Origin of the sequence: Domibacillus aminovorans (assembly GCF_001643235.1) — a bacterium.
GTDB lineage: Bacteria > Bacillota > Bacilli > Bacillales > Domibacillaceae > Domibacillus > Domibacillus aminovorans.
In genome coordinates this window covers 44,878-64,433 of the sequence record NZ_LQWY01000022.1, presented here as the reverse complement: position 1 = coordinate 64,433, position 19,556 = coordinate 44,878, and the positions used below count along the sequence as shown (strand labels likewise).

General features: G+C 38.3%; 21 protein-coding genes and 1 riboswitch. Of the genes, 3 read left to right on the top strand and 18 right to left on the bottom strand.

Annotation, left to right across the window (positions count from 1 at the left end; translation table 11 throughout):
- Window positions 1-32 precede the first annotated feature (32 nt).
- Entirely contained in the window at window positions 33-1,148 is a 1,116-nt protein-coding gene (locus tag AWH49_RS09615) for an NAD(P)/FAD-dependent oxidoreductase (RefSeq protein ID WP_063965516.1), read from the bottom strand.
- A 122-nt stretch (window positions 1,149-1,270) separates the two neighbouring features.
- Here AWH49_RS09615 and AWH49_RS09610 point away from each other — a divergent pair, with 122 nt between their 5' ends.
- Window positions 1,271-1,657 carry a VOC family protein gene (locus AWH49_RS09610; RefSeq protein ID WP_034287044.1) on the top strand — a complete coding sequence of 129 codons (387 nt, stop codon included), beginning with the start codon at window positions 1,271-1,273 and terminating at the stop codon, window positions 1,655-1,657.
- Between the two features lie 34 nt (window positions 1,658-1,691).
- Here the strand turns inward: AWH49_RS09610 and AWH49_RS09605 are convergent, their stop codons facing one another.
- The gene (locus AWH49_RS09605; RefSeq protein ID WP_034287046.1) at window positions 1,692-2,246 is read right to left on the bottom strand and encodes a TVP38/TMEM64 family protein; all 555 of its coding nucleotides are present in this window, start codon (window positions 2,244-2,246) and stop codon (window positions 1,692-1,694) included.
- Between the two features lie 187 nt (window positions 2,247-2,433).
- Here AWH49_RS09605 and AWH49_RS09600 point away from each other — a divergent pair, with 187 nt between their 5' ends.
- Complete coding sequence (locus AWH49_RS09600) at window positions 2,434-2,838, top strand: SET domain-containing protein (protein ID WP_026221654.1); 405 nt, start codon at window positions 2,434-2,436, stop codon at window positions 2,836-2,838.
- 195 nt (window positions 2,839-3,033) lie between these two features.
- Here AWH49_RS09600 and AWH49_RS09595 read toward each other — a convergent pair whose 3' ends face one another.
- The 8 genes from AWH49_RS09595 to AWH49_RS09560 form a co-directional block, all read right to left on the bottom strand.
- Window positions 3,034-3,528 (bottom strand): CarD family transcriptional regulator, encoded by a 495-nt coding sequence (locus tag AWH49_RS09595; RefSeq protein ID WP_051927882.1) that lies wholly within the window; start codon window positions 3,526-3,528, stop codon window positions 3,034-3,036.
- 201 nt (window positions 3,529-3,729) lie between these two features.
- Window positions 3,730-4,959: an S-layer homology domain-containing protein gene (locus AWH49_RS09590; protein WP_063965515.1), complete on the bottom strand. Its 1,230-nt coding sequence runs from the start codon at window positions 4,957-4,959 to the stop codon at window positions 3,730-3,732.
- A 187-nt stretch (window positions 4,960-5,146) separates the two neighbouring features.
- Entirely contained in the window at window positions 5,147-6,577 is a 1,431-nt protein-coding gene (locus AWH49_RS09585; protein ID WP_063965514.1) for an N-acetylmuramoyl-L-alanine amidase, read from the bottom strand.
- Between the two features lie 190 nt (window positions 6,578-6,767).
- A complete protein-coding gene (locus tag AWH49_RS09580; protein ID WP_063965513.1) occupies window positions 6,768-7,703 on the bottom strand; it encodes a DUF4097 family beta strand repeat-containing protein in 936 nt (311 codons plus the stop codon).
- Window positions 7,696-8,256 carry an HAAS signaling domain-containing protein gene (locus tag AWH49_RS09575; protein WP_063965512.1) on the bottom strand — a complete coding sequence of 187 codons (561 nt, stop codon included), beginning with the start codon at window positions 8,254-8,256 and terminating at the stop codon, window positions 7,696-7,698. The genes AWH49_RS09580 and AWH49_RS09575 overlap by 8 nt, the downstream gene beginning before the upstream one ends.
- Entirely contained in the window at window positions 8,249-8,572 is a 324-nt protein-coding gene (locus tag AWH49_RS09570; protein ID WP_018393530.1) for a PadR family transcriptional regulator, read from the bottom strand. The genes AWH49_RS09575 and AWH49_RS09570 overlap by 8 nt, the downstream gene beginning before the upstream one ends.
- 281 nt (window positions 8,573-8,853) lie before the next feature.
- On the bottom strand, window positions 8,854-9,903 hold the full coding sequence (locus AWH49_RS09565) for a two-component system sensor histidine kinase NtrB (RefSeq protein WP_034287058.1): 1,050 nt from the start codon (window positions 9,901-9,903) through the stop codon (window positions 8,854-8,856).
- A 206-nt stretch (window positions 9,904-10,109) separates the two neighbouring features.
- Entirely contained in the window at window positions 10,110-10,289 is a 180-nt protein-coding gene (locus tag AWH49_RS09560) for a hypothetical protein (protein ID WP_034287059.1), read from the bottom strand.
- 201 nt (window positions 10,290-10,490) lie between these two features.
- Window positions 10,491-10,575, top strand: a riboswitch (cyclic di-GMP riboswitch).
- A gap of 19 nt (window positions 10,576-10,594) precedes the next feature.
- Between AWH49_RS09560 and AWH49_RS19155 the strand changes: the two genes are divergently transcribed.
- Complete coding sequence (locus tag AWH49_RS19155) at window positions 10,595-10,849, top strand: sporulation histidine kinase inhibitor Sda (protein ID WP_034287062.1); 255 nt, start codon at window positions 10,595-10,597, stop codon at window positions 10,847-10,849.
- 89 nt (window positions 10,850-10,938) lie between these two features.
- On the opposite strand, the gene AWH49_RS09555 is transcribed toward AWH49_RS19155, so the two are convergent.
- The 8 genes from AWH49_RS09555 to AWH49_RS09520 form a co-directional block, all read right to left on the bottom strand.
- Complete coding sequence (locus AWH49_RS09555) at window positions 10,939-12,774, bottom strand: PAS domain-containing sensor histidine kinase (protein WP_063965511.1); 1,836 nt, start codon at window positions 12,772-12,774, stop codon at window positions 10,939-10,941.
- 202 nt (window positions 12,775-12,976) lie between these two features.
- The gene (locus AWH49_RS09550) at window positions 12,977-13,993 is read right to left on the bottom strand and encodes a C40 family peptidase (protein ID WP_063965510.1); all 1,017 of its coding nucleotides are present in this window, start codon (window positions 13,991-13,993) and stop codon (window positions 12,977-12,979) included.
- A gap of 177 nt (window positions 13,994-14,170) precedes the next feature.
- The gene (locus tag AWH49_RS09545; protein ID WP_063965509.1) at window positions 14,171-14,977 is read right to left on the bottom strand and encodes an ABC transporter ATP-binding protein; all 807 of its coding nucleotides are present in this window, start codon (window positions 14,975-14,977) and stop codon (window positions 14,171-14,173) included.
- Entirely contained in the window at window positions 14,964-15,722 is a 759-nt protein-coding gene (locus tag AWH49_RS09540; protein ID WP_063965508.1) for an IucA/IucC family C-terminal-domain containing protein, read from the bottom strand. Before AWH49_RS09540 ends, AWH49_RS09545 begins: the two co-directional genes overlap by 14 nt.
- A gap of 11 nt (window positions 15,723-15,733) precedes the next feature.
- The gene (locus tag AWH49_RS09535) at window positions 15,734-16,777 is read right to left on the bottom strand and encodes a FecCD family ABC transporter permease (RefSeq protein ID WP_157723701.1); all 1,044 of its coding nucleotides are present in this window, start codon (window positions 16,775-16,777) and stop codon (window positions 15,734-15,736) included.
- Complete coding sequence (locus AWH49_RS09530) at window positions 16,770-17,786, bottom strand: FecCD family ABC transporter permease (RefSeq protein ID WP_063965506.1); 1,017 nt, start codon at window positions 17,784-17,786, stop codon at window positions 16,770-16,772. The genes AWH49_RS09535 and AWH49_RS09530 overlap by 8 nt, the downstream gene beginning before the upstream one ends.
- A gap of 113 nt (window positions 17,787-17,899) precedes the next feature.
- The gene (locus AWH49_RS09525) at window positions 17,900-18,880 is read right to left on the bottom strand and encodes an ABC transporter substrate-binding protein (RefSeq protein WP_063965505.1); all 981 of its coding nucleotides are present in this window, start codon (window positions 18,878-18,880) and stop codon (window positions 17,900-17,902) included.
- Window positions 18,881-18,932: 52 nt separating this feature from the next.
- Entirely contained in the window at window positions 18,933-19,553 is a 621-nt protein-coding gene (locus AWH49_RS09520; protein ID WP_063965504.1) for an RraA family protein, read from the bottom strand.
- Between the last annotated feature and the right edge of the window lie 3 nt (window positions 19,554-19,556).

Below are 19,556 nucleotides of genomic sequence, written 5' to 3'. Positions count from 1 at the left end.
CCCATCCTTATATATCTTTTACTTTTATTCAACTATTCAAGGGCTCCAGCTACCTCATAATGACGAAGATCGATTTCTGTTCGTTTGCCAAGAGCAAGCTTAGCCAGTTCCGAACCGAGGTAAGGACCTACCGTTAATCCGGAAGCACCAAGTCCATTCGCAATGAACAATCCCTTATAACCAGGCATTGCACCGATCACAGGAAGAAAACCAGGTGTGAATGGCCTAAATCCTACCCTCGTTTCAAGCATCGTGCTATTGGCGAGACCTGGCGCCACCGATAACGATTTACTAAAAATTTCATGTAGTCCGCCTGCTGTCACCCGATCATCAAATCCGGTTCCATTTTCATGTGTGGCGCCCACAACAACTCGGCCGCCTTCAAATGTAAGAATGTACTGATCATTTGGCGGCATGACAACTGGCCAACTACTCGTATCCGTATCCGGTAGATGGAGATGAACGATTTGCGCTTTTTGATGCGTTACTAAAAAACGAACACCGAGCGGCTGCAACAGCTCGTTTGCCCAGGCACCTGCCGTGACAATCACATGATCAGATCGTAACGTCCTCTCTCCTGCCTTAATACCTGTGACGATGTTGTCTTCATAGATTAATGAGGCATCTGCTTGAAGAATAGATGCACCTTGTTTTCTGGCGCCATTCACAAGAGACTGACGGAGTGCCCTCCCGTTTACGCGCGCCGCGCCGCTTATATGAACAGAGCCATATTGCTCGGCTAAAGGTGGAAACAATTGATTCGTTGCAGCCGGTGTTAAACGAGTAATTTCACCGATTTCCGGGGCTTCGTGACGCCGCTTATATGCCCGTTCTTCCATTTGATCCAGTTTTCCATCTTCTTTATGAAGGCTAATCGCGCCTACTCGGCTATACCCTGTATCCCTTTCACCATCGGCTTCTAATTGCTTAATTAAAGAAGCATAGTATTTGGCTCCGTTTTTTGCTAATGTGTACCACGCTTGATTACGGCGTTGTGAAAGCCAGGGGCAGACAATCCCTGCCGCTGCATCCGTCGCTCGTCCCAGATCCTTTCGATCGACTAATGTCACATTCGCTCCTGCTTTTGCAAGATGATAAGCGGTAGAAGCGCCTAGAATACCTGATCCAACGACAATATACGTTTTCATAAAATAAAACACCTTTTCCGTTTTGATTCTTCTATTATACCTTTTTTAGCTTAACGAATAAGAAAAAAGCCGAACAATGAGAAGACATATGCTATGATGGAAATAAAAAGGAGGCTTCTATTTTGATTACATATGAAGGAATCCATCATATCGGCGTCAACGTCACCGATCTTGAAAAAGCGAAACAATTTTACCGTGACATTTTATGCTTACAAGAGCTCAAACGCCCTCCCTTTGACTTTGAAGGCGCTTGGTTCGCGGCTGGTGAGCAGCAAATCCATCTCCTTGTTATCCCTAAGTCGCAAACAATTCGCGCTGACAAATCATTATCAAGCCGTGAAGGCCATTTCGCCCTCCGCATTCATGATTACGGTGAAACGCTTCATTGGTTACAAAGCCATAACATTTCTGTGCTTGAGAAACCGAACAGCAAAAGCGGCTTCGCTCAAATTTTCTGCGCGGATCCAGATGGGAATTTGATCGAACTGCACGTTGAACAGACCAACTAAAAGCGAAAAACCGGATCATCCGGTTTTTCCTTCGCTACCTTGTTTTTAACTTCCTCTTTTCGTTTAATTTTCCCAATAGACTATACAAACCTATTAAACAGGCTAAAAATAAAAGCGACATATACCATGGCATATCGGTAATCGATTGACCAAATGCCGTATACACCATCGATGGAATGATAATACCTAAAACAGAATAATACATATACTCTTTGTACGATTTCGTCATGTCTATTAAATAAAGGGATAATAAATGAAAATGAATAAAGGGCATCATACGCAAAATCATCACTTGCCCAACCGTCACCTTTTGATCTTTTAACATTTTCCTTTTTAAGGTTAACATCTTCTCGCGTACAGAAGGAAAAAAATTGACCACTTTATAAAAAGCCGCGCTCATGAGCGATAAACCGATGATAGAATAAAATGTGCCGTTCACGAATCCAAATAAGTACCCGCCAGCTATACAAACGACGACGACCGGTACAAAAAGAATGGGACGCAGCAAATGTAATAAAATAAAAAGAATGGGCGCGATCCAGCCTGCTTGCTCGATGACACGCGCGATCCATAATTCTACACTGTTCATGTTGATACCCCCTTTCTTTTTCATCTTTCTTTTCATTATACCGGTTTTAACAGAAGATGCTCCTCTAGAAAATGAAACATCCATAAAAATGTTCTTGTTAACAAATGAAAATACTTGCATTCAGCCGGATCAACTGTCATCCTTAAAAGATCAAATACTTTGGAAAAAGAACGCGAAGGTGACGAACATGATTGAGATTAAAACTTCCACGCTCAGCGATGGGGAATTCAATAGAGGAGTATTTGCGAAACGTGATATCGCAAAAGGTGAGTTGCTGCACGAAGCACCCGTTATTCCGTATCCGAATGAGCAGCACGTTCATATCGAAAAAACACTTCTTGATGACTATGCGTTTGAATACGGCCAAAACCATACCGCTTTCGTATTAGGCTATGGCATGCTGTTTAACCATTCCTATACGCCGAATGCCACGTATGATATTAACTTTAATAACCATACATTTGACTTCTATGCTTACACAGATATAAAAGCAGGAGAAGAGATCTTGATCAACTACAATGGTGAAGTCGATAACCAAGATCCACTATGGTTTAATGAAGAGACAGATAACAAAGACGAATCCGATAAGTGATCGTAACCCTTACTCTCGCTTAACGAAGAAAGCCCTAAAACCGGGACGCATAAATAATCGCCCGGTTTTAGGGCTTTTTCTCATTCTTGACTATACTTTTATGGTGATACACATAAAAAAAAGCTTTTCGGCTGATTGTTAAAAAGAGTACACAATCGATTATTTATTTCAAAAGAAACGTACAGCCTGATGTTTCTAGTTCGCAATTCGATAGTTCAATAAATCAGTTGCTTCATTTTCCGTGATCCCGTTAATTAATCCCATTTCACTAATTAAGTATTTTCTTGCATTACGCAGCATGACCTTTTCACTTGAATTCAGTGCCTTTTCTTTATCCATACGTGTTAAATCGCGTACGACTTCCGCACATTCTTTCGTTTTACCTGTTTTCATTTTCTCCATGTTCACCTTATATCTCTCCTTATACGAGAGTGATTCTCCAGATTCTCCATGATGAACAAAGCGTAAAATGCTTTCCATTGTCCGTATATCAACAGCCCTTCGGATCGATGACTGTTGCATTTTCTCCAATGGAATCATCACTTGCAATTGATTAATGGTAAATGTCATCACAAAGTATTGCTTCTTCTCCCCAAGGATTTCCTTTTCTTCTATGGCTTCAATGACACCTGCTCCATGCATCGGATAAAAAATTTCATCGCCTACTTGAAACAATGAATCCACCTCCAGATTTGCTATCTCTATTAAGGTTATCACATATTATTTTTTTGTCAAATTTAATATAATATCACATATTATTTATGTACGTCAATAATTTTATATCATTATTTTTTATTTTTTAAATGACGTTCATATTAAGCAAAACGGAGAATAAATAGAACGAAAAAGCCAACCGCATATGCAGTTGGCTCTACCTAACAGATTTGTCTTTTACAATTCTTCCAGAGTAGCTGTTTTTGGATCGATGGAAACATAGTAATCATCCACATTTGTTTCAATCAAAAATTCGTAATGTCCCTTTTTATCTGTTTTCATATATGAAATGTTCTGCACGTACTCGCGGTATTTTTCATAACTATATATATCTTCATACGCACTAATTAAATATTTTTCTGCTTCTGCCACCGTTAAATTAAATGGATCGTCATATGCGGTTGTGTATTTAGGAAGCTCACTCATTTTCCATTGACCGTTCCGCTTCACAATTGTCCATGTTTCTGAGGCTGCTTCATCCATGCCTGCCGGGTAACGGACTTTTACTGTTATACGTCCATTGCTCCGCTCGATAATTTCATATGGCAAACCCCAATTATATACTTCACTATAAACGATCCAATCACAATATGTGCATGTCACTTTGTAATACTCTTCCATCATCGAAAGCATCTTGCCTTCCGCAAAAGGCGTCAACTCTTGTTTAAACGTTGAAAAAGCAGGCCGGCTGCCATTTGGTTCGTTTACATATAAATAATGATAAATAATCGAAGACGCTTTGTTTTGCACTTCCCGAATTAAACTCAAAATCTCTTGATCATTGTACGCACTCACTGGCTTCGCTTTATGTGCGCGGTCTAAAAACATCATCAATTCAGCACGCGTCAACTTTTTATCTGGCGAAAATGTTGTTGTTGTCGTTCCAGCTGTTACCTTATGACGGACTAATGCCTCAATATAAGGTGCCGCCCAGTTAGACGTTTTCACATCTTTAAACGGCAGTGTAAACGATGTTTTTTGCTCATAACCAAACGCATCAACAATTAACTTCGCCATTTGTGCCCGCGTTAAAATATCATTCGGCCGCATTGTCCGGTCCGTAAATCCTTGCAAAATTTTCCGTTCTGCTAGTGCTGCCACTTCATCATAATTTTTATTTAGCACCGTTACATCACGAAATCCAGCGTGATTCGTCTTTCGTTCCAGTCCAAGAATGCGCGAGAGCATTACCGCTGCTTCCATTCGCGTCACATACTTTCCTGGACGAATCATCTCGTCTTCATCCGGTTCAAACACTCGTTTTGAGTCCAAACTCCAGACAGCCTCATACGCTCGGTGCTTTGGCGAAACATCATCAAAGACAGCCGCGGCTGCATCTGCTTTCGCCGGCAAAAGTGTTGGACTGATCAACATAAGTGCCATTACTACTAGAAACCATTTTTTCATGTGAAAATCTCCTTTCTATTCCATATTCGCATATCTATTCTATCAAGTAAATTGAAAGTTTTGGAGATAAAACAGAAAACTATTAGTATTTTCGTAACGTGCACAACGCTAAATTATTCTTTTCAAACAAAAATAAGGCTGCCCCGATCAGTTATTCACTGACTTTTGGGACAACCTTCATCGCTTCTTATTTTCCTACTACGTAAAGCGGATCGACTTGATAGCCTTTTGCCTTATAGTAATCTAAAATACCATCATAAATTGCTTTCGCCATGACCGTCTGCCAGTAGTCTGATTTTAACATGTCATTCTCACTTTTATTGGAGATAAAAGCAAGTTCTGCGAGAGCGGCCGGCACGCTATTATTATCTAAAACACCCAAACTGCGGCCTAGTTGTCTCGTACTCTTTATGTTACGGTCTTTCAGTTTCCATGCTTCGATCATACGATTCTGGATTTTTGTTGCAAGCAGTTTGCTATCTGCACCATGCGGATTAGCAGCTGAAGAGTAAATGGTTTCCGTCCCGTTTGCGCTTGACGACGAGGCGGCGTTTGCATGAATGCTGACGAATATATTCCCGCCATTATTTCTTGCAAAAGAAGAACGCTGATTAATCGTAATGAAACGGTCATCTGAACGTGTCATTTTCACGTTGAATGGCGTTTGCTTTAACAGTTTATTCACTTTTAAACTTGTCGAAAGCACCACATCTTTTTCTCTCAGTCCAAATCCGATAGCACCTGGATCACTGCCCCCATGACCCGGATCCAAAATAATCGTCTGACTAGAAAGGCGGGAATCCGCTCCTGTCACCGGTGGCTGAGCGGCACTAGCTGTTTCTGTGTCACGTAAATAAACTGTGCTCACAAAGCCGATTGTGCTGCCTGATTTCACATAAGTCCAGCCTGCAATATCGTGCGCACCGATCACTTTTACATCTTTTGTTAACTTTCCTTTAGAAGGATACGATGTAGATGGGCCTGAACGAACATTTAAGTCACCTGTATTCGTCCATAATGTTTTCGTAAAACTTGAAAACTCTTTCGTACGGAATTCCGGGTTCATCGCACGGGCAAGGAAAACAGCGAAATCTGCCCGTTTAATGATCTGATCCACACCAAATGAGCCATCTGCCACTCCACTTGCAATACCACGTGATGTCAATGCATTCGCAGCACCAGATAGTTTTCCACCAAAGTTATAACCGAATGCTTTTGATAACATGACAGCCATTTCTCCGCGTGTCACTTCATTGTACGGTAAAAACCGTCCACCTTCATAGCCGGAAATAATGCCTTTTTCAACAGCCGACTGGATATAACCTGAAGCAAAACTGCCAGAACCGACGTCTTTAAAGCTTGTAACACGCTTTGTGCCATCTAGCTGAAGCGCTCGGCCGATGAATGCAGCAGCTTCCATACGCGTTACTTTTTTTTCAGAACCAAATATCGTCGCCGACGATCCGTTGGCAATTCCACCTATCGACAAATAGTTCACTTCTTTTGACGCTCGATCTGGAACATCGACAAAATTCGCCGCATACGCAACTCTATTCACTCCAAAAAGAGTAATTAACATACAAAATGCTAACCCAACAATGATTAAACTTTTTTTCACCTTTCTGCCTCCACTCGAAATATTTACCACTAATTCCTAGAATATATTAACATATATAACGTAAATTTAACACCTTCGTTTATAATCTTCACAAAGGATTCACTTTTACCGCTTCTCTTTTTCTTATGAATAGAATAAAGCGATCTGCACGATGCAGACCGCTTTATTCCAGCTATTCTAATAATGAGTGTTATTTATTTATTGTTTTTTGCTTCGTTATAGAAATTTTCCCATTCGCCGTTGTTAATTTAATGAAGTGATCCCCATCCCCTATTATTTCATTCGGTTTGTACCCGTCTAAAAGATCGATTTTTCCATTATCAACACTCACATCAAATGTCGTATTTGTCGGCTCTTTTTCCGTTTGAATCTTAATATTACCGTTATCAGATTCAAATTCAATAGGGCGATCTAAATGATTCGTCATAAGAGAGATCATTCCATTTTTTACTTTTCCTAAAACCTTACCGTTCACATCGTCCAATATGATTTTTCCGTTATCTGCTTTAACTGAAACAGCTGAAGAATATACATTTTTCAGATCAATGCGTCCATTACTTGTCGTTGCTTTCACTTGTTTTACATCAAGATTTTCTGCTTGAATACGCCCATTGTCTGTTTCAGTAGTGATAGTAGAGCCCGTAATATCTCGCAGTTCTACACGCCCATTGCTTACTTTTACTTTCACTTCTTTCACACGTAAATTCGCCGCTTTAACACGTCCATTATCACTGGAAATTCTGAGTGAATCATACACTTTTTCAGGTACATATACTTTCAATGATAATGACGTTGATATAAAATCAAAGTTATAAAGTTTTGTCTGTCGCTCTTTTAACTGGACCGAAAGTGTCGTTCCTTCTACGTCAGCCAAGAACGTATATGCCGAGCTTTTCTTCGCTGTTCCTGACACCTCTACTGTTGTTTCTTGTTTATTTGTGGGGATGATTTCAATAGCGGCGTTGTCTGTCGTCACGCTCAAATGTGTAATGTTTTGATCGGTTATTCCTTTTTCTTCCAACACAGAAACAGAGTGATTCATCTTTTTAAATGTAATGAAACTTCCCGCGGCGCCCATGAGTAAAAGAATGAGTGCGATGAGTGATATTTTTTTCATATTAAACATGTTTTAATCCACCTTTAACCATTTTCGTGTTGAATTTTAAATAGCGGACAAATCCATGTATGAGTGCCTTCGTAATAAAAAACATGCCTACGGCAATAAACAAGCCCAGTCCACAAAGCAGCATCGAGAAGAACAAATCAAATAGAATAAATGTATCTGGATTTAAAATGACATTCATAAATACAAGCAAAGGAGAAGCAATAAACGCAATACTTGACGCCCACCCGGCAAAAACCAATGCTGCAATTGCGATAAATGGTCCTAGCACGATGACTACGTTAAAAAACCCTAATCCAATCACTGCCCACATCGCACGAATAATATTTCCCGTCGTTTCCGTTTTTTCTGCTTTTTCAAGGAGATAAGAGGCAAGTAGTTCTTTTGCAATGTGATTGGGTGAACCGAGAGAAGCTGAAATGTGTTCTTCGCTTTTTCCTTCTGCTATTCCATTAGCAAAATGTTCTTCAAAGTCCTGTAAAATATCTTGCCGTTCATCTGAAGAAAGTTTTTGTAAAGATTCGTCTAAACTATTCAAGAATTGTTTTTTATTCATCACTGACACCTTCTTTTATTAATTGATTAACACCGTTTGAAAATTCCTTCCATTCCCGGGTAAGCTCGCGAAGATACATTCTCCCTTTGTCCGTTAACTTGTAATACTTACGTGATGGACCTTCCGATGATTCCTGTAAATAGGTTGTAAAATATTCTTCTTTCGTTAAACGTCTTAGCAATGGGTAGACAGAGCCTTCCGATATGGCAATTTGTTCAGATATTTTTTGAACAAGTTCATATCCGTACCGATCTTGCTTATCTAGTAATACGAGAACGCATAGTTCTAACACACCTTTTTTAAATTGTACATTCAAAGTTACATCCCTCATTCCTTCTCAGTACTATATATTATACAGTACTGAATTATAAAAAATACCGGTTGAAAATAATATACTACTTGGTACTATTTATTGCAAGGAACTATTTATTGCAAGTTACTATTCGATAAAAAAACACGTTTCCATTTCAAAACTTGATCAGAAAACGCATTTTTTATTTTGTCCACAAAGTATTGATTTAATAAATGTTGTACTTTATGTATATTGATTCGTGTCTGCTTAAATCTTTCTTCATTGCCGGTTCAACCGGTTTTCTTTCAAGTAATAGGAATTTGTATATGAAAAGTTGTTCCTTCCCCAAGGACACTTTGAACAGCAATGTTTCCTCCATGCTCTTGTACCGTTGTAAAGACTTGCGTCAGTCCCAAACCGGTTCCTTCACTTTTACTCGTGAAAAATGGTGTACCAAGTATATGGATTTTTTCTTCTGGTATCCCTATTCCCGTATCACTTATAATGATATGGTTGCAGCCATCTTTATAATAATGTTCAATTTTAATGTTCCCTTCGCCTTCAATCGCATCCAGTGCATTTGTCATTAAGTTGTAAAATGCTTTAATGAATAAGTTTTTCTTTCCTTTTATTGTTTTCTCGGAATCTTTTAAATCTATCTCTACTTCTACGCTATACAATCTGTCCTGGAATAAAAATAGGATTGACTGTATTTCTTTGCATATATTGATTTGGACAAATGGTTCATCCTGTAGATCGGGTTTGGATACTTGTAATAAATTTTTTAAGGTATCCAATGCTTTATCTAACTCCGCATTCATTGTCGTTAAATACGGATGTGAATGGCCTTCTTGATATAGCTGTAAAAACCCTTTGACCGCTGTCAATGGATTTTTCACTTCATGCGCAATACCTGCTGCGATTTGACCGATAGATGCTAATTGTTCTTGATCAGTTAATCGCTTTTCTGCTGCTTTACGGGAAGATATATCTTGAATAATGAGTTGAGCTAAAACTTTTCCTTCCATATTAAAAGGAACTACCATTAATTCTACATCAATAAGCGCCCCATCACGCCTAATCATCTTTTTCTCCCCTCGTCCCGCTATTTCTTGTTTCTCAATCACGTTTTTCAATTGTTGCTTACACAAAACATGGAACTCCGGGGAAACAAACGCAAATAAATTTTTCTGTATCACTTCATTAGATGAAAAAAAATCGAGTAATTCAACAAAGGCTTTATTACAATAAATAATTTTTCCTTCTTGTTCAACAATTAAAATCGAATTAAATGAATAATCAATTAATTGGCGAAAATCTATATTCGTTCCTCCGACTTCCGATAGCAAGTACATCACCTTCTTTAGTATAAATATAGCAAAAAGTTACCTAAAAAAGAACCAATTATTACTATTTATACTGTAATTTTTTTCTACGTGTACGTAAGAATTCAAATCACCTGAAATTGATTCACTAACATATGTAGGAAGAAAAGGAGCAAAGACAAACCCGCTTCTATCTGGAATTGTAAAAAGCAGGTTTGTCGAAGGTATAAAAACATTCACAAAAATTGTTCGTTCAACTCTTCTGCCCGCCCCATAAATCTTACCCCTTCACTTATTTGAACAGTATCACAAATGAGGTGCACAACATTGTTTTTTTCAGTCCATGCGATTAAATCTTTTTCTAATATCTTTTTCCCACAAGTAGAACATGTTAAACCTACTGCATAATTCATCATATGATCTTCCCCCTTTTATGAAAGCGCTTTATATTATTATAACGCACCTATTATGAAAATATTGTAAAATAAATAAAATTATTACGTCGAATATAGAGAACTTTTGGGGTTTCATCCGTTCGATCAAGAGAGCATTTCAAGTGATCATTTTTCATATTCATTTAATTGATCGTGTGGTATTATTGTGTTGATAATAAATAATTCAGATAAAGGCAAACTAATCGAAAGGTTAGGACGCAAAGTTACAGGTCTAAGGTCAAATGACTATGATGGCTGGGCCGCCTCATAAATTGGAGGTATGGGTGTTGAAGCGGGGCGATGTTGGAATAGAGAGATTAGACAGATTTTGGATGTTTTTACCTTCAAAAGTGACAGTTGGGTATATGAAGAAGCTATATCTATCAGATGAACAATTGTTGATCGCACACAAAGACGCACTAACACTAAAGTTAGACAAAGATTTTATTCATCTGCTTGAAATAGAAATAAAAAGAAGAGGCTTAATGCTGACAGTCGACTCCACCATACATATGGAAAACTCGGCAGAGATGAGCCGTTAATCATCCATCTTTTGATCGCTCAACAAAAACAATCTCATCATTAAACCAATTTAATGATGAGATTGTTTTTTATACCGGACACCTATTTTTTAATGATATAAATCCTTATTTTCTATAGGCATAAGAACTTGTACTAATGTGCCTGACCCCTCTTTACTGAAAATTCGAATCTTTCCTTTATGCTGCTCGATAATTTTTTTGCTTACCATTAAACCGAGACCTGTCCCGCGTTCCTTGTCCGAATAAAATGGTTCAAAGAGGTAAACTTGTTTGTCTTTTGGTATCCCTATTCCTTGATCCTTTATATCAATAGCTATCCATCCATCTTCTCTTCTTGTTGTGACTCGAACTTCTCCGCCAGAAGGCATCGCTTCAATGGCATTTTTCACAAGATTCATGATCACTTGTTTAATCTGTTTCGGTTCACAATAAACGATTGGCTGCCCTTGATCCAATTCCATTTTAATTTCCACTTGATTCAACAACGCTTCTGGTGTCATAAATGCAATCATCTCTTTTAACAAATCATTTATATATTGCTTTTTCATGATCGCTTCCTGCTCCGGCTTTGCCAGCATGAGAAATTCATTCATAATAAATTCGATTCGTTCAAGTTCAGACAAGATCACATCGCTGTAAGCATTATTCGTTTCTTCATTAAGAAGCTGTATAAATCCTTTTACGGCTGTTAGTGGATTTCTAATTTCATGGGCAATGCCGGCTGCCAGCTGCCCGATGATTCCTAATTCATCCCGTTTTTTTAACATGTTATCTCTTTTTTTTATATCTGTCATATCCTGTGATATACACATGTGATGGATGACCGTCCCTGTTTCATCCAAAATCGGTGTTATTTTTGACCAGATCCAGCGTGTTTCTTCTTCTGTGTCTCCTTTGACTTCATACTCTAATTCTTTCGGACTGTTATCCGTCGCCCTGTGAAATTCAATCAATTTATCTCGATCCTCATGATGAAGATTCTCGAGCCACTGCATTGGATCTTTAAGTAGCTCTTCGTCGCTGACTCCCCAAAAACTATCATAAGAAGGGCTCTTGTAAAGAAGCTTCCTATTACTAATATCATATAGACAAATAACTTCTTTAATGTTTTCCGTAATGTAGCTCATCACTTTTTCCCTTGTTATCAGCAATTCTTTTTGTTTTTCAATTATCTTTTGTGTCTCCAAATACTCCGTCCGATCATGTGTGACGGACGATAATGCTTTAATTTTACCTGTATCATCTTTCACCGCAGATAGGGAGAGTGCGACTGGCAAGAGTCTACCATCTTTTTTCAATCGGAATGTCGGATAATGGGCAACATTTCCTCCATTTGTCACCCGTTCTTTTAATTCATTAAATTCATCTACAAGATGCTCCGGAACAATTGGAAGGAATTGATCACTTATCTCTTTTAATGTCCATCCGTACAGTTTCTCGAACGCTTGATTCGCAGCCATCACCCGACCGTCTAAACTTATAATCGCAGCAGAACTGTCTGACATCGTAAACAAAGGATGATTTACGTTAATAATAGAATCGTTTTTAAGATGTTTTTCTTTTTCCCTGTCTTTATTATATACAATTGCTTGAATCCATCCTCTTTCAGACAGTTCTGCCGAAGCAAAGTATAGTTTACAGTACGAACCATCTTTACGAAGAAAGCGCATTATGAAGGGGGTAAAGCTATGAGGGGGTTGTAAATAAAAGAGGTTTGCTATCGTCTTTTCTTTGTCATTTGGATGAATAAATTCAAGTAAATTCTGGTCTATTATATCTACAACAATATGCTGTGAAACAGTCTCCATAACAGGGTTTATATATTTTATTCGTCCGCTTTTATCAATTAAAAGTCTTATCTCATCTTTTTCATTAGAAAACCATTGTATGGAATCGTCGTCTGTTAATTTACTGTTATAAACCAATTTTCTCCCTCTCCTTTTAGTCAAAACTCTCATAGTTGTAAATTTATTCATCAATAGATATATTCATTAAATCACGAATAAATAGTTTTGACTATTCTTTATTACTGTAATTAAAGTAAAATTTTATTTAGAGGTACAAAAAAAGAGCCGTCCCAAAACCAGTTATTCACTAATTTTTTAGGACGACCTCTCGTTTTCTTTCTTATTTTGCATTCATTGCGTTATAAATCGCGACAGTAAATGTTTCCCGTGTCGCATGATGCGTTCCATAGAACTTATCACCTGCGAAAATACCTGTTTTATCGATCATAGCCATTGCCACAATGCCTTCAAAAGCCCAGTGACTCGCATCGATATCTGAGTAACTGACACTTGCTGCAGCTGTTTGTGACATGTTGAGGTCAAATGAACGCTTGATGATGAGGGCCATTTCGTTTCGTGTCATTTCTGCTTCAGGACGGAATGTTTTGTCTGCAAATCCCGTGATGATCCCTGCTTCACGCATCGCTGCGATATCGTAAGCGAAACGGTTTGATTTTGGTACATCTGTAAAATGGCTCATTACTTTCGGTTCGATGTTCAAAACACGGTTAATAATTGCTGCTGCTTGTCCACGTGTTACTTTTTCATTTGGACGGAATGTATAATCTTCAAATCCTGTAATCACTTCTTGATCTGACAATGTTTTAATAGCTGTGTATGTAGATGAAGATTTATCGATATCTGTAAACCAATCTGGTGTCTGTGCTTCATCCGAAACGCGTTTCGCGCCTGCGTATTTCGGACCCCAGTACGGATGATTCAGTGAAACAAGATCAATTCCCTTGCTTGATGTTGCGTTTAATACCATGTTTCCACCGGCATACACTCCAACATGTGAAATACCTTTGCGATATGTATTTGCGTAGAAAACAAGATCTCCTGGTTGTAAATCACTTTTTGCTACTGAAGTTCCAACATTATATTGTTCGTCTGTTGTACGTGGCAGTGAAATACCTGCTGCATGTTTGTAAATATACTGTACGAATCCGGAACAATCAAATCCATTTGGTGTCGTCCCGCCAAAAACATATGGGACGCCCATGAATTTTTCTCCATAGGTGACGATCGATTCTCCGATTGATGCAGCTTCTGTTTTAAAAGATGCTATCGGAGAAAAGGTTAAAAACATCATTGCTGCCATAATTGAAATGATTATTTTTCTGCAACTATTCACCATAAACCTCCCGGATTCTTTTTTTCTATTAATCTCTTTGTTTCCCTTATTATTCTGATTCTACCAAAATGAAACATTAATTTGTTTTACGTTATAATGACAAATCCAATAATATTTGTAATATAAGATGAATTTTTTACCAAATTATGATTCTATTAAAATCCCGTTCATCCATTATTTTCATCTGTTATTTATTTTTCTTCCTTTTCCGTCTGGGAAACATATCGGCGTACCGAATTGACGATCTATATCGATGCGGCATTTTAATCCGTAAATACGTTCTATGTTTTCGCTCGTTATCATATCTTCGGGAGCACCCTGAATAAACACTTTTTGATCTTTTATCGCTACGAGGTGATCTGCATAGCGACAAGCTAAATTAATATCGTGTAAAACCATGACAATTGTTCTATTCTCTTCTCTATTCAAATCATAGAGCAAGTCTAAAATTTCGATTTGGTGGGTTAAGTCTAAATACGTTGTTGGTTCATCTAATAAAATAGTATCCGTATTTTGCGCAAGATTCAGGGCTATCCAAGCTCGTTGGCGCTGTCCACCAGATAATTCATGAACGTATCGATCTTGCAATTCTTCCATACTCGTTACTGTTAAAGCATGATGAACAGCGTTTTCATCTTCATTTGTCCATTGTTTGAATGTACCTTGATACGGATATCTGCCTTGTTTCACTAATTGTTCTACCGTTACGCCTTCTGGGGCGATTGGTGACTGTGGTAAAATGGCTAACTTTTTAGCGACTTCTTTTGACTTCATTTTCAAAATGTCTTGGTCATCAAGAATGACGCTGCCCGTTTGTGGTTTTAGTAAACGGGCAATGGCGTGTAACAAAGTTGATTTCCCACACCCATTTCGACCGATGAGTACGGTGATTTTCCCTTTAGGTATGGCTACATTTAATGAATCAATTATTGTCGTTTTGCCATATGCTAGTGTTATATCTTTCACATTTATTTTAATCTCGTTCATTGTATAAATCCCTCGCTTTTATTTGCTTACTTTTAATGGGGCAATTGCTACAATAACCGATTCCTTCAACATCTTTTTCTAATTTATAGTACAAGCAGCACGTTTTTCGGCATGGATTTACGATAAGTTCTTCTCCTATTTTTAAATACTGTTTAATCGGGTTTTCTTTTAAATTAAACAGATCTCCACTCGCATTTTTCAAAAAATGAAAGTCGCTGTTTAACCGTTCAATTTTAACTGGATCCATTTCTTTCGCTAATGTTTTCCGGTAAATAGAGTTAATTCGAATGGCTACGTTTTCCCACAATATGGACGATGGAACGCGGGATGTTTTTTTCAATATGTTTAAAACTGGCGTAATATGAGACGAAAAAAGGGTATGTAGCACGTTCTCACGCCATTTTTCCCTCTCCATGCTCTTTACTTCCTGCCATTTGCACATGCCTGCTTGAATACATAATGTACGTTCTTTACTTAATGCACACGCTTTTACCGGCAAATGAAGGGCACAGTTGAATTCGACCATACTGTATAAAGTGGAAGACACGACGAGATAAGCATATCTTTTCGAAAGCATGGAAGCTGTGACGGATAAACTCGGTGCTTTTATCTCGATCATTTGCTTTCGTAGAAATGATAAACATTTTTCTTCATTTAATAAGTCTGTTATCTCAATTTCCGTGAGCTTCTCATGTTCCATATGTATATCAAACGTTTTCAGTTCGTTCATCACAATACTGCTCATTTATATCATCCTTAAAATGAATTTCGATTTTTAATCAGTAAATAAAGAAAAAATGGTGCGCCGATTCCTGATGTAAAAACACCTGCTGGAATATCTAACGGTTGGAAGGCAATGCGCGCGATCCAGTCTGCAAGTACAACTAATATCGCACCGATGCCAGCTGTCGTAATGAATAAGAGTGATGTATGGTGACGCACAATTCTTCTTGAAATATGCGGCGTCAGCAAGCCAATAAAGCCGATTCCTCCAGCTACTGAAACCGATAATCCACAGAGCATGGCACTAAAGAACAAAAATACAATTCTAAATCGTTTCAAATTTAACCCTAACTGTTCGGCAACTGAGTCACCATAGCTGTACAATTCAAACTTCCGCTTCGACCACATAATCACTATAAATAAAATAGTAAACGACACAAAGATGGATATGGTTTGCAGCCAATTAGCACCATATAAACTTCCTGTCAGCCATAAATAGGCGCGTTCAGATGTGAATGAAGCAGACATAACGAGAATATAGGTGACGAGCGCACTCGCAAGTGATGCTAAACCGATGCCAATTAAAACAAGCCGATTTGCAGTAATCGTCGGATGCAGGGAAAAAAGATAAAGAATAAAGAACGTAATAATGGCACCGATAATAGCAAAGATTGGTGTCCACTGAACACCTAGTGTGTCACTAAAGTACGTTAAAAATAAAACGGCACTTACAGAAGCACCGCCTGTGACACCAATGACGTCTGGTGAAGCAAGCGGATTTCGAATAATCCCTTGTACAATTAAACCAGCTACAGCAAGTGAGGCGCCGACAATCATCCCCGACAAAACACGTGGCATCCTTAATTCCCCTAGCGCAAATTCATTCTCAATCGGTGCTAAATGAAATGTATAATTGATCACTTCATGAAGTGGTATAATATCGATTCCAACCATCAACCCTAACAAAACGACGAACAATAAACTACCCAACACCGCGATCGTTTTATAAACCTCTTTCTGTAATACATAAAACGATAGTTTCCCCTTTTTCGACCGAACGATCCATCGATTAGCCACGTGCACGCCCTCCTTTAAAAGCGACATAAATAAAGAACGGTGCTCCGATAAATGCAGTAATTACACCTAAAGGAATTTCCGCAGGCGGATGAATCAACCGCGTACTAATATCTGCAATTAGTAAAAAGATACTTCCTAATAAAATAGAATAAGGCGTCAACCAAACATAAGCATTCCCGACAAGCGATTTCGCTACATGCGGAATGATCAAACCGACAAATGCAACGTTCCCTATGACTGCTAATGAACCGCCCGCAAGCACAACCATTAAAACAAGCAGCGTCAATTTCAGCAACATCACGTTTTGTCCTAACCCTTTGGCAATACTTTCGCCAGATGCATAAATGTTCATCGACCGTCCTAAAAAACATGTCGCAATGAGCGATATAAGTAAGAACGGCAAAACGGCTAAAATCATGTTTAAAGTCCGGCCGCTAATCGTCCCTGCCATCCAAAATAAAACGTCACTCATCCCTTTTTGATTCATTAACAAAATAATTTGCGTAAAGGAGACAAACATCGCATTCACAGCAATCCCAGCTAAAATGATTTTCACAGAAGTCGTCCCTGAATAATGTAAAGAACCGAGCAAATAAACTAAAATAGCCGCCACTAGCGCTCCTAAAAAAGCAAAATAAACAAGAATGTTTAAATCTGACACGTTAAATAAAACAACGAAGACAACAATAAAGAAAATCGAACCGGAATTAATCCCTAACACGCTAGGAGAACCTAACGGATTACGTGTCAACAGCTGACTAATGACACCAGCAACGGCAAGTGATGCTCCCGTAACGACCGCAATCACCATCCGTGGAAAACGTTCTTTCCAAAGTATGATATGCGTTATATCTTGTGTATTAAACGACGTGACCATGCTATAAATATCAGCCAACGTATAATGCGTAATCCCGAACATCAAACTGGATAACATACAAACCATTAATAAAACGATTAACAAACATAAGCCAACTATCTTCCCCTTATCTTGCTTTATAAGTTGTACCATTTAATCACCATTCATATTTTGATTTCGTCCAACAGTAAAAGAGAACCTGCTTCAATGATGAACAAGGATCGTTCATTTCATCAGCAGGTTCACGATTGTCATAAGCTTTTCACTTATTTTTTCAATTCATAAATGTCATATAAACTATCGAGCATTAAGTTCGCGGATTGATAACCAGCCCCTGCACTCCAGTACACTTCATCAACTTGGTAAACCTTATCATTTTTCACTGCATCAAGCTCTTGCCAAAGCGGATGATTGGTCCACTCCTCGTAGTTTTTCTCAACGAGTTCAGAATCTTTTGAGGCATTGAAGTTAAAGATCGTATCGGCGTTCAAATCTGGAATACGTTCCTTCGTCGTAATCTTTTCTCCCCAATCTTCACCCTCAGTACCGGCAGGTCGTTCAAGTCCTTCAAATCCTAATTCTTTCAAAATAGATCCTGCATAACTATTGTAATAAACACGCATATGATCCGAGCGGAAGTTTGTAATAGCCGCTTTAATCGGTAAAGCATCACCCATTTGTGATTTGAAATCTTCTACGCGTCCATCCCACTCGGCCAATAATTCCGTTTCTTTGTCTTGTTTATTTAGTGCATCCGCCATTAAATGCAACGTATCTTTCCATTCATAAACGGTATCGTCCATAATCGTTGGTGCAATTTTAGATAATTGCGGATAAATTTCTTCATGACGATATTTAGAAGCTATAATTAAATCTGGCTTCAATTTAGAAATTTCTTCTAAATTAGGCTGTAACTCTTGTCCTACAACGGTTGCACCCTCTAAATCAGATCTTAAATATTCATAAATCGGTTGTTGATCCCAAGACTCAACGATCCCAACAGGCTTCACGCCAAGTGCCACAGCCGTATCATTCGCGCCTTGATATAACGTGACGATTCTTTCAGGCGTACCTTTAATCGTTGTCTCCCCTCCAGCATGCTTAACTACACGCTCCTCTTGAGGTGACGACGCGTTCTTCTCCTTCGTAGTCGTTTTTTCTTCATTACTGTTGCTGCACCCTGCTATAAGCAGCATCAGTGCCATCACACAAAACATAATCGAAAATAACTTATTACTGCGCAACATATGTACACTCCCTTTCCACTTGGTATTGATAATCATTTTCATTTATATGATACTATTTTTTTTCACAATGTACAGCATTATTTTCCATTCTTTTTAATTTTTCTTTTTTTTCTTTCTCAATCGCCAACTCTATTAACGTTTTATAGTTTAATTGGTTAATTTTGAAAATTCCATCTTGATCCGCAATGACATAATCACCTGATTCAAAAACGACGTTCCCCACACTTACTGCCGTGTTCACTTCTCCCTCCAACTTTAATACTCTTGTCGTTTTTGGAGATATCGACTCATAAAACACAGGTACACGACTCGTTCTCAAATAGGAAATATCTGTTACGGCTCCATTTACTATAACGGCAGATAGGCCCATTTCTTCTGCTTTCCTCGCCCTAAATTCTCCCCAACAAGCATGTGTTTTATTTCCTGACGTATCAATAACTAAAATATCTCCTTTTTTAGCTTGTTGAAGCGCAGTATTTAACGGGTAACCATCTCCACTAGATAATTTGACTGTTGTCACTTCTCCAGACACTTTCGTTACCGGGATCGTACATTCATAGTTCGCCAAAAAACCAAAATCAGTAAAGTGACCGATCGTAGACGTACTAACCATTTTAAATTTCTCTATTTCATCGGTTGAGTATTTTTCTATTCTATCGTTAACCGTTAACATAGA